Origin of the sequence: Pseudomonas extremorientalis (assembly GCF_024584605.1) — a bacterium.
Lineage (GTDB): Bacteria > Pseudomonadota > Gammaproteobacteria > Pseudomonadales > Pseudomonadaceae > Aquipseudomonas > Aquipseudomonas extremorientalis.
Window position 1 is genome coordinate 305836 of record NZ_CP089519.1, and the last position, 13630, is coordinate 319465.

General features: G+C 62.1%; 12 protein-coding genes. 4 read left to right on the forward strand and 8 right to left on the reverse strand.

Features of this window, described 5'->3' with window-relative positions; genetic code table 11:
• Positions 1 to 21: 21 nt before the first annotated feature.
• Positions 22 to 684, reverse strand: coding sequence for a GMP/IMP nucleotidase (gene yrfG, locus LUU92_RS01375; RefSeq protein WP_071492478.1), 663 nt, complete (start codon positions 682 to 684; stop codon positions 22 to 24).
• 87 nt (positions 685 to 771) lie between these two features.
• Between yrfG and nudE the strand changes: the two genes are divergently transcribed.
• The gene (gene nudE, locus LUU92_RS01380; protein ID WP_071492477.1) at positions 772 to 1338 is read left to right on the forward strand and encodes an ADP compounds hydrolase NudE; all 567 of its coding nucleotides are present in this window, start codon (positions 772 to 774) and stop codon (positions 1336 to 1338) included.
• Positions 1335 to 2171 carry a 3'(2'),5'-bisphosphate nucleotidase CysQ gene (cysQ, locus tag LUU92_RS01385; RefSeq protein ID WP_071492476.1) on the forward strand — a complete coding sequence of 279 codons (837 nt, stop codon included), beginning with the start codon at positions 1335 to 1337 and terminating at the stop codon, positions 2169 to 2171. Before nudE ends, cysQ begins: the two co-directional genes overlap by 4 nt.
• A 27-nt stretch (positions 2172 to 2198) precedes the next feature.
• Here cysQ and LUU92_RS01390 read toward each other — a convergent pair whose 3' ends face one another.
• From LUU92_RS01390 to rfbB, 7 genes are read right to left on the reverse strand one after another with little or no spacing between them, the layout of a single operon-like run.
• The gene (locus LUU92_RS01390; RefSeq protein WP_071492475.1) at positions 2199 to 2654 is read right to left on the reverse strand and encodes a YiiD C-terminal domain-containing protein; all 456 of its coding nucleotides are present in this window, start codon (positions 2652 to 2654) and stop codon (positions 2199 to 2201) included.
• 26 nt (positions 2655 to 2680) lie between these two features.
• The gene (locus LUU92_RS01395; protein ID WP_257103050.1) at positions 2681 to 4057 is read right to left on the reverse strand and encodes a sigma-54-dependent transcriptional regulator; all 1377 of its coding nucleotides are present in this window, start codon (positions 4055 to 4057) and stop codon (positions 2681 to 2683) included.
• Positions 4054 to 5862, reverse strand: coding sequence for a sensor histidine kinase (locus LUU92_RS01400; protein WP_071492473.1), 1809 nt, complete (start codon positions 5860 to 5862; stop codon positions 4054 to 4056). The genes LUU92_RS01395 and LUU92_RS01400 overlap by 4 nt, the downstream gene beginning before the upstream one ends.
• A 36-nt stretch (positions 5863 to 5898) precedes the next feature.
• On the reverse strand, positions 5899 to 6768 hold the full coding sequence (gene rfbD, locus LUU92_RS01405) for a dTDP-4-dehydrorhamnose reductase (RefSeq protein WP_071492472.1): 870 nt from the start codon (positions 6766 to 6768) through the stop codon (positions 5899 to 5901).
• Positions 6765 to 7310 carry a dTDP-4-dehydrorhamnose 3,5-epimerase gene (rfbC, locus tag LUU92_RS01410; protein ID WP_257103051.1) on the reverse strand — a complete coding sequence of 182 codons (546 nt, stop codon included), beginning with the start codon at positions 7308 to 7310 and terminating at the stop codon, positions 6765 to 6767. The genes rfbD and rfbC overlap by 4 nt, the downstream gene beginning before the upstream one ends.
• The gene (gene rfbA, locus LUU92_RS01415; protein WP_257103052.1) at positions 7307 to 8182 is read right to left on the reverse strand and encodes a glucose-1-phosphate thymidylyltransferase RfbA; all 876 of its coding nucleotides are present in this window, start codon (positions 8180 to 8182) and stop codon (positions 7307 to 7309) included. The genes rfbC and rfbA overlap by 4 nt, the downstream gene beginning before the upstream one ends.
• The gene (gene rfbB / locus LUU92_RS01420; protein WP_257103053.1) at positions 8179 to 9261 is read right to left on the reverse strand and encodes a dTDP-glucose 4,6-dehydratase; all 1083 of its coding nucleotides are present in this window, start codon (positions 9259 to 9261) and stop codon (positions 8179 to 8181) included. The genes rfbA and rfbB overlap by 4 nt, the downstream gene beginning before the upstream one ends.
• Before the next feature lie 152 nt (positions 9262 to 9413).
• Between rfbB and LUU92_RS01425 the strand changes: the two genes are divergently transcribed.
• Both LUU92_RS01425 and aguA read left to right on the forward strand, forming a co-directional pair.
• A complete protein-coding gene (locus LUU92_RS01425) occupies positions 9414 to 12314 on the forward strand; it encodes an aminotransferase (protein ID WP_257103054.1) in 2901 nt (966 codons plus the stop codon).
• A 120-nt stretch (positions 12315 to 12434) separates the two neighbouring features.
• Complete coding sequence (aguA, locus tag LUU92_RS01430; RefSeq protein WP_071492467.1) at positions 12435 to 13541, forward strand: agmatine deiminase; 1107 nt, start codon at positions 12435 to 12437, stop codon at positions 13539 to 13541.
• Positions 13542 to 13630: the final 89 nt, after the last annotated feature.

Genomic DNA, 13630 nt, shown 5'->3' on the forward strand with positions numbered 1-13630 from the left:
CAAGCCCCCTCCCACATGGGGTCAGAGTCCGGCAATGAGATCTCGGTAGTCGTCGACCGCCGCAAATTCCGCCGTGTCCTTTGGACCTTTCTTGCTGTCCGGCTCCTTTACCGCCAACAAATGCCCCACGCCAAACGCCTGGGCGCTGCGCAGGATCGGCAAGGTGTCATCGATAAACAAACTCCGTGCCGGGTCGAAGCCGATATCGGCTTGCAGGGCATCCCAGAACTGCGGGTTCTCCTTGGCGAAACCGTAATCGTGGGAGCTGATCAACCGCTCGAAATACGGCGCCAGTTCAATGCGTTCCAGCTTCAATGACAGGGAATCACGATGAGCGTTGGTGATCAGGATCACGCGCTTGCCGGCCCGTTTGATTGCCGTGAGGAATGTGTCGGCATCCGGGCGCAGGGCGATCAGGTGCGCGGTTTCCAGCTTGAGTTCGCGCACCGGGATCTTCAGTTCGGTACTCCAGAAGTCCAGGCAATACCATTGCAACTGTCCGGCGTTACGCTCGAACAGCGGCTGCAACTCCATCTCGGCCAGGGCGCGGCTCACGCCATGCAGTTCGGCGTAGCGCTGGGGCAGGTGTTCCATCCAGAAGTGGTTGTCGTAATGCAAGTCGAGCAGGGTGCCGTCCATGTCCAGCAGGACAGTGTCGATGGCGTGCCAGGGCAAAGAGGGCATGGGGCGGTCTCATGTAAGTAAAGATATCCGACACAGACAATCGGAAAAGCCACGGTATAGTAACCCGATCACGCCAAGGAGCCGCTCATGCGCCAGAAACCCACCGTCCTCGCCCGCGAAATAGTCGCCAGTAGCCGTTTGTTCCGCGTGGAGGAAGTGCAATTGCGCTTCTCCAATGGCGTTGAGCGGACCTACGAGCGCCTGGTCGGTCGCGGTGCCGGCTACGGCGCGGTGATGATTGTGGCCATGATCGACGCAGACCATGCGTTGCTGGTGGAAGAATACTGCGGCGGCACCGACGAATATGAGCTGTCGTTGCCCAAGGGGTTGATCGAGCCCGGTGAAGACGTACTGGCGGCGGCCAATCGCGAACTCAAGGAAGAGGCGGGCTACGGCGCACGGCAGTTGGAGCACCTCACGGAACTGTCGCTGTCGCCTGGCTACATGAGCCAGAAAATCCAGGTGGTACTGGCCACCGACCTCTATGAAGAACGCCTGGAAGGCGATGAACCTGAGCCGATGCGTGTGGACCGGGTCAACCTGCGCGAGCTGTCGATGCTGGCGCAAAATGAGCAATTCAGCGAAGGCCGGGCTCTGGCCGCGCTGTACCTGGTACGAGACCTGTTGACCCAGCGAGGAGCGTTTAACGCATGAGCGAACTGTTTTTAGGCCACCCGTTTATTGCCCCGGTGATCGAGCTGGCCCGTCAGGCCGGTGAAGTGATCCTGCCGTACTGGCGCGCTGACGTGGCCGTTACGTCCAAAGCCGATGATTCGCCGGTGACGGCCGCGGACCTGGCCGCTCATCACCTGATCCTGGCCGGCCTGACCGCGCTGGACCCGAGCATTCCGGTGCTGTCCGAAGAAGATGCCGATATCGACCAGAGCGTGCGCGCCGGCTGGCAGCGCTGGTGGCTGGTGGATCCGTTGGATGGCACCAAGGAATTCATCTCCGGCAGCGAAGAATTCACCGTGAACATCGCCCTGATCGAACAGGGCCGCGTCGTGTTCGGCGTGGTCTCGATGCCCACCAACGGCCGTTGCTACTTCGGTGGCGCCGGCTTGGGTGCCTGGCGATCCGATGTGAATGAAGCGCCCAAGCAGATCCAGGTGCGTGAAGCACCGGCAGCGGGCGAGTCGTTCACCGTAGTTGCAAGTCGTCGGCATACCAGCGCGGAGCAGGAGCGTTTACTGGGCGGGCTGAGCGAAGGCCTGGGCGCGTTGAAGCTGACGAATATCGGCAGCTCGCTGAAGTTCTGTTTGTTGGCCGAGGGCAGTGCGGACTGCTATCCGCGCCTGGCGCCGACCTCGCAGTGGGACACGGCGGCAGCCCAGGGCGTACTCGAAGGCGCGGGGGGCGAAGTGTTGGAGCTGAGCGGTGAGCCGTTCAGCTACCCGGCGCGGGCATCGTTGTTGAACCCGTTCTTTTTGGCGTTGCCGGCCAAGGCTGCGTGGCGCGAGCGCTTGCTGACCCTGGCCAGATCCTGAGGCGGAAGGTGGGAGGGGGGGTGGCAGTCAGCGGTGCAGGACGTACTGCCCGGTAAAGGCCACTGCACGCTCCTCGCTGCCTTCATTCACAACCCACGTCTCCAGCGTGATGCGCGCGCGGCCATAGCGCTGGTACGTCGCTAAAAAGCGCTTCCACACCTTCTCCTCCGGCGCCTGGCACACCACCGTTGCATCCCGCGTGACCGGCAGCGGATAACTGATCTGCCCTTCCTGAATCACGATGTGCCCGTCTTCGATGCCTTCTTCACGCAGTTGCAAGTGCAGCCAGCCCCAACCCCCCAGCACTGCGCCGCAATACAGGCTGCCGCCGAACATGGTGCTCTTGTGGTTGATGTTGGCGTGCAAGGGCAGATGCAGTTCCAGCCGCCCGTGGTGCCAGTCGAGCACCTTGAGGCCCATTTCCCGGGTGAGGGGGATGTCGTGGTGAAGAATGGATTCCAGGTAACGGCTGTCGCGGTTCATGGGGGCCTCTTGGCGAGTGGGAGCGGTCATTCGTCATCGCCGCTTTGGTTGGCGAAATTCAGGCCGTGCTTGCGCAGCTTGTCGTGCAAGGTCTTGCGCGGTACGCCGAGGGCTTCGGCGAGGCTGCGCATGGAGCCGTGGGGGCGGGTCAGCTCAGCGGCGATCAGGCTTTTTTCGAACTGCTCGACCTGTTCGCTCAGGCCACCCGAGGTGGACGTCAACACACCGGCGGCAGGGTTGTCCGGCGTGGCATCCAGTGCCAGTTCCAGCCCCAATGCGAAGCGTTCGGCGGCGTTTTGCAGTTCGCGTACATTGCCCGGCCAGTTATGGCGCAGCAGCAGGGCGCGCTGGCCCGGTTGCAGTTCGTGCAGCGGCAGGCCGTGACGACTGCTGGCTTCATCGGCGAAGTGCTGGAACAGCATCAAGGCATCCTCACCCCGCTCACGCAGCGGCGGAATACGCAGCGGCGCGACGTTGAGTCGGTAATACAAGTCGGCACGGAAGCGACCCTGGTCGGCCGACTGGCGCAGGTCTTCCTTGGTGGCGGCGATGATGCGGATATCCAGCGGGATCAGTTGATTGCCGCCCAGCCGCTCCACCACACGCTCCTGCAGCAGGCGCAAGAGTTTGACCTGCACGTCCAGGCTCATGCTTTCGATTTCATCGAGGAACAAGGTACCGCCGTTGGCGAACTCGAACTTGCCGATGCGGCGTTTCTGCGCGCCGGTGAAGGCACCAGGCTCGTGGCCGAACAGCTCGCTTTCGACCACCGATTCAGCCAGCGCCCCGGCGTTGATCGCCACGAACGGCCCGCTGCGGCGGCTCGACAGGTCGTGCAGCGCACGCGCCACCACCTCTTTGCCGGCGCCGGTTTCGCCGAGGATCAGCACATCGGCCTTGGTCGCGGCCAGGGCGCCGATCTGTTCACGCAGGCGCAGCATTTGCGGCGAATGCCCGACCAGTCGCGTGCTCAATTGCTGACGATCGCTGAGGGCCAGGCGCAGGCTGCGGTTGTCCAGTACCAGGCGGCGCAGAGCCAGGGCACGGCGGACGCTTTCGAGCAGGGCGTCGCTGGCGAAGGGTTTTTCCAGAAAGTCATAGGCACCGGCGCGCATGGCTTGCACCGCCAGCGGCACATCGCCATGGCCGGTGATCAGCAGCACCGGCAGGTCCGGGTCCTGGCCGTGCAGTTCGGCGAGCAGCTCCAGGCCGTCCATGCCGGGCATGCGGATATCGCTGACCACCACCCCCGGCCAGTCCCGCGACAGGCGTGCGGTGAGGCCGCTGGCTTCGCCCAGGGGCAGGACTTTCAGCCCGGCCAGGTCCAGGGTCTGGCACAGCGCCTGACGCAGATGTGGATCGTCGTCGATCAACACCACCTGAATCTGGTTATCGATACTCATACACTGCGGTCCTCGGACGGTTGCAGACTGACGCCCGGCGAGCCGGCGCGCAATTTCAAGGTTAACAGCGCGCCGCCTTCCTTGTGGTTGGCAAACAGCAGTTCGCCGCCGAAGGCACGCATCAGGGTCTCGCAGATCGCCAGCCCCAGGCCCAGGCCCTGGGTGCGTGTCTTGGTGGTGTAGAACGGCTCGCTGGCGCGCCCCAGGGCCTCCATGCAAAAACCCGGGCCGTTGTCGCGAATGTACAGGTTGACGCCCTGTTCGGTGGTTTCGGCACTCAGCCAGAGTCTACGTGGCGGGCCTTTTTCGGTGAGGGCGTCGAGGGCGTTGGCCAGCAGGTTGCCCAGCACCTGGCGCAGGCGGGTTTCGCCGGCTTGTACCCAGAGGGTGGCTTCCGGCAAGTCGCGGATCAGTTCCACTTCCATCGACCGTCGCCGCTTGGCCAGCAACGCCAGCGCATCGTCGAGCGCCGGTTGCAGGGCCACGCTTTCGGGCGCATGGCGGTCGCGACGGGCGAAAGCGCGCAGGTGGGCGATGATCGAGGCCATGCGCCCGGTCAGTTCGCTGATCAGCTTGAGGTTGCCGCGGGCGTCATTGGTGCGTTCATGGTCGAGCAGGATTTCGGCGTTTTCCGCGTAGCTGCGAATGGCGGCCAGGGGCTGATTGAGTTCGTGACTGATGCTCGCCGACATGGTGCCCAGCGCCGACAGTTTACCCGCTTGCACCAGGTCGTCCTGGGCCCGTACCAGCTCCTGCTGGGCGTGTTCGCGCTCCAGCACTTCCTGTTTCAGGCGCCGGTTGAGGCCCTCCAGGTCACTGGTACGCTCGACCACCCGCGCTTCCAGCTCGCGGCGGGCCTTGGCTTCGAACGCAATGCGCTCCAGGTAGTGACGGCGACGTTGCATCATCAGTCCCAGCAGCAACATCAACACCAGCAGCGTCGCGCCGCCGACGGCAACCACGGTGCGCACCGGGCGGTTGATCAACGAGCGTGGCGCAAGGATTTCCACATTCCAGCCCGTTTCGGCGATGGCCGTGGATTGGCGCAGCCACGCGGTGCTGCTCAGGCTCAACGGCTGCGGGTCGCGGGTCGGGTAGGGCTGGATGGCGATGATGGCCTGGCGTTCTTCAGCGGTCAGCGGACGGGTCGCGCGGAATCGCCATTGCGGGCGCGAGGTCAGGATCACCACGCCGTTATGGTCGGTGACCAGCAGTTGTTCCGGGGTGTTGCCCCACAGGCTTTCGGTGTGGTCCAGGTCGACCTTGACCACCAATACACCGATGATCTTATCGCCGTCACGTACGGCGGCGGCGAAGAAATAACCGCGCTTGGCCGATGTAGTGCCCAGGCCGAAAAACCGCCCCAGACGCCCGGCCATGGCTTCGCTGAAATACGGGCGGAACGAGAAGTTGCGCCCGACAAAGCTATCTTGTTTATCCCAATTGGACGCCGCGAGGGTCTTGCCGGTGGTGTCCATCAGGTACATCACTTCCACCCCGGCTTGGGCGGCGACCTCCTTGAGCAGCAGGTTGGCGTTGACCAGGTTGGTGCTGACGTTGGGCGCGTCCAATGCAGTGCGCAGTGCCGGCAGGTCGCCGAGGATTTGCGGCAGCACTTCATAGCGGTGCAGGGTGCCGAGCAGGTTGGCGACGTACAGGTCGAGGGTCTGGCGGTTCTGGCCGGCCAGTTCGCTGCGGTAATAACGCTCGGCCAGATGCTCCAGCGGCCACAATAGCGGCGCCAGGCAAAGCGCCAGGAGGGCGAGGCTGCGCCAGCGGGGTCTGCGCGGGAGGGGTGGAGTCATGGGAGTCGTGCGCCTGTGGGTACAGGCGCATTATGCCTAGTGCTGCTGTGCAAGACACTCGCGCAATGCGTCTTGCCACTGCGGCTGGCTGACGTGCCATTGTTGTTGCAAGCGGCTGCAATCGAGGCGTGAGTTCAAGGGACGCTGGGCGGGCGTCGGGTAGGCGCTGGAAGGGATGGCTTCCAGCTCGGCACAGGCTTTGCCCTGCTTGCGCAGATGCTCGCCGATGGCCTCGGCAAAACCGAACCACGACGTTTCACCTTGGGCGGTCAGGTGATATACCCCCCATTCCCCCGCTGTGCCGGCTTGCCAGCGCTCGATCAACGCAAGCGTACTGTTGGCGATGCTACCGGCCCAGGTCGGTGCGCCGATCTGATCGGCGACGATGCGCATCTGCGGTTTTTCCTGCAGCAGGCGTTGCATGGTCAGCAGGAAGTTCTTGCCGTGGTTGGAGTAGACCCAACTGGTGCGCAGAACCAGGTACTGACCCCCTACGGCTGCAATCGCCTGCTCGCCGGCCAGCTTGCTCTGGCCATAGACGCCCAGCGGGTTCGGCGTGTCGGCTTCGGTGTAAGGCGCCGGTTTGCTGCCGTCGAACACGTAGTCGGTTGAGTAGTGGATCAACGGGATGCCCAGTGCCTTGGCTTCCTCGGCGAGAATGCCGGGGGCGATGGCGTTGATGGCAAATGCGGCGTCCGGTTCGCTTTCGGCCTGATCGACAGCGGTGTGAGCCGCTGCGTTGATAATCAGGCTGGGGCGGTGGGCGCGCACTCGCTGGCGGATCTGTTCTGCATTGGCCAGGTCAAGCTGGTCGCGGCCCAGGACGATGAGTTCGCCCAAGCCCTGGAGGCGTTGTTGCAGTTCGCGGGAGACTTGGCCGTGCTGGCCACAGATCAGGATCTTCATGGGAACAGGTCTGCATCTTTCAGGCTTTGGCCGTTTTGATCCTTGACGGATAGCGTCGGATCGCCAGCAAACTCCCAATCGATATTGAGATCAGAATCGTTCCAGCGAATGCAGCGTTCAGCTGAGGGGGTGTAGTAATCAGTGGTTTTGTACAGGAATTCGGCATAGTCACTGAGCACCACAAACCCGTGGCCAAACCCTGGCGGAATCCAGAGCTGTCTTTTGTTGTCAGCAGACAACCGCACGCTGGCCCATTTGCCGAAGTGAGGTGAGCTGCGACGGATGTCCACCACTACGTCTAATACTTCACCCGCTGTCACACGCACCAGTTTTCCTTGGGCGTGTTCGATCTGGTAGTGCAAACCGCGCAACACCCCTTTTTGCGAGCGCGAGTGGTTGTCCTGGACAAATTGCGCTTCTAGTCCAGTGGCTTGCGCAAAATTTCGAGCGTTGAAGCTCTCATAAAAGAAACCACGCTCATCGCCAAAAACCTTAGGCTCGATGATCAGTACATCGGGCAGCGCAGTGGCGGTTACATTCATGGAGTTTCCCCTGCGATCGTGAACAGATATTGACCATAGCCGGTTTTGCCAAAGTACTTGGCACGCTCCATCAGGTAGTCGCGGTCGATCCAGCCATTTTCGTAGGCGATTTCTTCTAGGCAGGCTACCTTCAAGCCTTGGCGATGCTCGATGGTCTGCACATAGGTGGAGGCTTCGAGCAGGCTGTCGTGGGTGCCGGTGTCAAGCCAGGCAAAGCCGCGGCCGAAACGCTCCACATGCAGGTCGCCACGCTTAAGGTACGCATTGTTGACGTCGGTAATCTCCAGCTCCCCACGAGGTGAAGGTTTGACCGCCTTGGCGATCTTGATCACGTCGTTATCGTAGAAATACAGGCCGGTAACCGCATAGGACGATTTTGGCTTGGTCGGTTTTTCTTCGATGGACAGGGCGCGGCCCTCTTTGTCGAAGTCGATCACGCCGAAACGCTCCGGGTCCTTGACCCAGTAGCCGAATACCGTGGCCCCTGAAGCGCGCTCGGCTGCGGTGCGCAATTGGTCACCAAAATGCTGGCCGTGGAAGATGTTGTCGCCCAGAATCAGGCAGACTGAGTCTTCGCCGATAAACTCCTCACCAATGAGGAATGCCTGAGCCAGGCCATCGGGAGACGGCTGCTCTGCATAACTGAAACGCACGCCGAACTGGCTGCCATCACCCAGCAGGTTGCGATATTGCGGCAAGTCCACTGGTGTGGAAATCACCATAATATCCTTGATACCTGCCAGCATCAGCACCGAGATCGGGTAGTAGATCATCGGCTTGTCATAGACCGGCAGCAGTTGCTTGGACACACCCAGGGTAATGGGGTGCAAACGCGTGCCGGAACCGCCGGCCAATACGATTCCCTTCATCATGCGATCAGATCCTTAAAGTCGGTGTTGCCCAAACGTTCACCCTGATAACTGCCGTCCTGGACCCTGCGGCACCATTCCAAGTTATTGAGGTACCACTGCACGGTTTTGCGCAGTCCAGTTTCAAAGGTTTCTTCCGGCGCCCAGCCGAGTTCGCGTTCGATCTTGCTGGCATCGATCGCATAGCGCTGATCGTGGCCTGGGCGATCCTTGACGAAGGTGATCAGATCGGCAAATTGCGTGACGCCGGCCGGGCGCTGTGGCGCCAACTCTTCAAGCAGGGCGCAGATGCCGCGCACCACGTCGATATTCTTCTGCTCATTGTGGCCGCCGATGTTGTAGGTCTCGCCGACCACACCTTCGGTGACCACTTTGAGCAATGCGCGGGCGTGGTCTTCGACGAACAGCCAGTCGCGCACCTGCAAACCATCACCGTAGACGGGCAGCGGCTTGCCTGCGAGGGCATTGAGTATCACCAGCGGGATCAGCTTCTCGGGGAAGTGGAATGGCCCGTAGTTGTTCGAGCAGTTGGTCAGCAGCACCGGCAAGCCGTAGGTGCGCTGCCAGGCGCGGACCAGGTGATCGGACGCCGCCTTGCTGGCCGAATACGGTGAGCTGGGTGCATAGGGTGTGGTTTCAGTGAAAAGGTCGTCCACGCCATGCAGGTCGCCGTACACCTCATCGGTGGAGATGTGATGGAAGCGGAACGCACGCTTGGCGGGCTCGTCGAGCGTCTGCCAATAGGCGCGGGTGGCTTCCAGCAAGCTGTAGGTGCCCACGATATTGGTCTGAATGAAGTCCGACGGGCCATCGATCGAGCGGTCTACATGGGACTCGGCCGCCAGGTGCATGATCGCCTGGGGCTCGAAGCGCTTGAGTACGGCACTGACAGTGGCCTGGTCGACAATATCGGCCTGGACGAACTCGTAGCGGCTGTTGGACGCGATGCTGGTCAGCGATTCCAGGTTGCCGGCATACGTGAGTTTGTCCAGGTTGAGCACTTCGTGCTCGGTGTGTTGAATCAGGTGGCGGATCAAGGCGGAGCCAATAAAACCGGCACCACCGGTGATGAGAATGCGCATGTGGGAGGGCCTTTTCCTTAGACGGACATTAAGCGAATGGAGCATAGCTTGAGTTGTGACGCCGGGCGGTGCAAGCGTGGTCTGCGCAGGGGGTTGCGTAAGCCCCCTGAACAATGGCGATATACACCCCTAAAAAACCGAGGCCACCCCCCATGCTGCTCGCCACCCTGATCCATCGCGCCAGTCTACCCTGCCCGCAAGTGAGCCCCGATCAGGCGGCACAACTGCTCGAGCAGCATTACGGCCTCACGGGAACCTTGCAGTCATTGGGCAGCCAGCAGGATCTCAACTACAAAGTCGACAGTGCCCGTGGCCGGTTCGTTCTGAAAATCTGCCGGGGCGACTACGCTGCCGTTGAGCTTCAGGCCCAGCACGCGGCGCTCAACACCCTGCAGGCCGTGCGCGCACCCAAGGTCATCAAGGCTCTGACCGGTGAAGAACTGCTGACCCTGACCCTCGACGGCCAAAACCTGCATGTGCGGGTGCTGGATTACATCGACGGCCAGCCGTTGACCCATCAGGTGCATTTGGGGCACAGGGTGATCGCAGGCTTCGGCGACCTGTGCGGTCGGATGAGCCAGGCGCTGGCGTCGTTCGAACATCCGGGCCTGGAGCGTACGTTGCAATGGGACCCGCGCCATGCCCTGGAATTGATCAAGCATCTGCTGGCCACCCTGGAAGATTTGCCCCACCGCGAAGCACTGGAGCAAGTGGCTGAGCAGGTCCGCAACCGTATGCGCTCCCTGGCCGACCACCTGCCGTGGCAAGCCGTGCACATGGATATCACCGACGACAATGTGGTGTGGCAGCGTGATACGCAACGCCACTGGCAATTTCAGGGCGTGATCGATTTCGGCGATCTGGTGCACACCTGGCGCATTGCCGACCTGTCGGTGACCTGCGCCGCCCTGCTGCACCATGCCGAGGGCGATCCCTTTGCGATTTTGCCGGCAATCCAGGCTTGTCATGCGGTGACGCCCTTGCAACCCGCAGAATTACAGGCGCTATGGCCGCTGATCGTCGCCCGGGCGGCGGTGCTGGTCTTGAGCAGCGAGCAGCAACAACGGCTGGATCCGCATAACAGCTACCTGCTGAAAAACGCCGAGCATGAGTGGGAAATCTTCCATGTAGCGACCTCGGTGCCGTTTGAGCTGATGGAGGCGGCGATTCTCAGCTGTGTTGGCCAGGCACCCGCACCTATCGTCAGTCAAGGTTTTGCGCCTTTGTTGCCGGGGTTGGTAGGCCGCGAGTTTGCGCTGATCGACCTGGGTGTGCTCAGCCCGCATTTCGAGGCGGGCAACTGGGAGCAAGCCGGCATCGATCAACGCCTGTTGCAGGATGCGGCGGCGGTACATGGGCTGGCGGCGAGCCGCTATGGGCAATACCGTTTGTCGCGTACCCGGCCCGACAGTGCGACCGAGCCGGAGACGTTTGCGTTGCACGTTGAGCTGCACGTGCCATCGGGGACTTCCGTCGAAGCGCCGTTTGCCGGTGTGGTACGACGAGGAGCCAATGATGAACTTCATGTGCATAACAGCGAAACGACCGTGCGGCTATGGGGTGTAAAGCCGCTGTTGCAGCCGGGGGCTGCGGTGCTCAAGGGCCAGTTGATCGGTGAGGTCGAGGGCCCGCTGACAGTGCAGCTTTGCCGTGTTGACTTGCCCGCACCGCTATTCTGCGCACCGTCCCGGGCAGCGGCGTGGCAAGCGCTTTGCCCATCGCCGGCTGCGCTGCTGGGGCTGGCTTGCGACGCCGAGCCCGAGCTGGACCCCGAGGCCCTGCTGGCCCGGCGCGACGCCAGTTTCGCCCGTTCGCAAAAGCACTATTACGTCGATCCGCCGCGCATCGAGCGTGGCTGGCGCAACCACCTGATCGACATGCAGGGTCGTTCCTACCTGGACATGCTCAACAACGTGGCGGTGCTTGGCCATGGCCACCCGCGCATGGCGGCGGTGGCGGCGCGGCAGTGGTCGTTGCTCAACACCAACTCGCGGTTTCACTACGCGGCGATTGCCGAGTTTTCCGAGCGCTTGCTCGCGCTGGCACCAGAGGGCATGGACCGGGTGTTCCTGGTCAACAGCGGCACCGAGGCCAACGACCTGGCGATACGCCTGGCCTGGGCCTACAGCGGCGGGCGCGACATGCTCAGCGTGCTGGAGGCGTACCACGGCTGGTCGGTGGCGGCGGATGCGGTGTCCACCTCGATTGCCGACAACCCCCAGGCCTTGAGCAGCCGCCCGGATTGGGTGCACCCGGTGACCGCACCGAATACCTATCGCGGCGAGTTCCGCGGGCAGGACAGTGCGCCCGATTACGTACGAAGTGTGGAGCACAACCTGGCGAAAATCGCCGCGAGCCAACGCCAGCTGGCCGGTTTCATCTGTGAGCCGGTGTACGGCAATGCCGGTGGCATCTCGTTGCCGCCGGGCTATTTGCAGCGGGTGTATGCACTTGTCCGCGCCCAGGGCGGCGTGTGCATCGCCGATGAGGTGCAGGTGGGTTACGGCCGCATGGGGCATTTCTTCTGGGGCTTTGAAGAGCAGGGTGTGGTGCCCGATATCATCACCATGGCCAAGGGCATGGGCAACGGCCAGCCCCTGGGTGCGGTCATCACCCGGCGTGAAATCGCCGAGGCGCTGGAGGCTGAGGGCTACTTCTTCTCGTCGTCGGGGGGCAGCCCGGTCAGTTGCCGCATCGGCATGGCCGTGTTGGATGTGATGGAAGAAGAAAAACTGTGGGAAAACGCCCAGGTGGTTGGCGCGCATTTCAAGGCACGCCTGGAAGCTCTGATCGAGCGCCATCCGTTGGTTGGTGCCGTCCACGGTTCCGGATTTTACCTCGGCCTGGAATTGGTACGTAACCGGCAAACCCTGGAGCCCGCCACCGAAGAAACCACTTTGCTGTGTGATCGCCTGCGGGAGTTGGGCATTTTCATGCAGCCTACCGGCGACTATCTGAACATTCTCAAGATCAAGCCGCCGATGGTCACGTCGAGGCGCAGCGTGGACTTCTTTGTCGACATGCTGTCGAAGGTGATGGATGAGCAGGTGTGATTAATCGATTGTTATCGGTTAACTACTGTCATACTCATCAGCTATGATCCTTTATCGCTTTTAAAGCCGATTTTTATCCGTTATAAAGTCGGCTTTACCCCATTCGGAGTCCTGATCGCCATGACCACCCTGCACAGCACCCCTCGCGCCGATGGCTTCTACATGCCTGCCGAATGGGCGCCACAGACGCAAACCTGGATGATCTGGCCCGAGCGCCCGGACAACTGGCGCCTGGGCGGCAAGCCGGCGCAGGCTGCCCATGTGGCGGTGGCCAAGGCGATCGCACGCTTTGAACCGGTGACCGTTGCCGTATCTGCCGGCCAGTACGAAAACGCCCGCGCACGCCTGGATGTACCGAATATCCGCGTGGTGGAGATGTCCAGCGATGACGCCTGGGTGCGCGACACCGGCCCGACCTTCGTGATCAACAACAGCGGCGAAGTGCGCGGCGTGAACTGGGACTTCAACGCCTGGGGCGGTTTTGACGGTGGCCTGTATGCGCCGTGGAACCGCGATTCCCAGGTTGGCGGCAAGATCCTCGAGATCGAACGCGCACCGCGCTACCGCACCGAAGGTTTTGTGCTGGAAGGCGGTTCGATCCATGTCGACGGCGAAGGCACCCTGATCACCACCGAAGAATGCCTGCTCAACCGCAATCGCAACCCGCACTTGGGCCGGGCCGAGATCGAAGCGGTACTGAGCGCCAACCTGGCTGTGGATAAGATCATCTGGTTGCCGGATGGCCTGTTCAACGACGAAACCGACGGCCATGTGGATAACTTCTGCTGTTACGTGCGCCCGGGCGAAGTGTTGCTGGCCTGGACCGATGACGAACAAGACCCGAACTACGCGCGCTGCCACGCCGCAATGGACGTGCTGCAAAGCAGCACCGACGCCCAGGGTCGCTCGTTCATAGTGCATAAAATGCCGATTCCCGGGCCGCTGTACGCCACCGAGGAAGAATGCGCCGGTGTCGACCCGGTTGACGGCTCCCAGGAGCGGAATCCGTCGGTGCGTTTGGCCGGTTCCTACGTGAACTTCCTGATCGTCAACGGTGGCATCATCGCCCCAAGCTTCGACGACCCGCTGGACAGCCAGGCCAAGGCGATCCTGCAGGACCTTTTCCCGCAGCACGAAGTGGTGATGGTGCCGGGCCGCGAACTGTTACTGGGTGGCGGTAATATCCACTGTCTGACACAGCAACAGCCGGCACCGCACAAAGAGTGAGTGCAGTTGTAACAGCATCGAGGCGATAGCCGGGCGCAACCGGTTCCGGTGCCCACAGCAAGCCCGCGGCCCAGCAAGGTCGCGGGCTT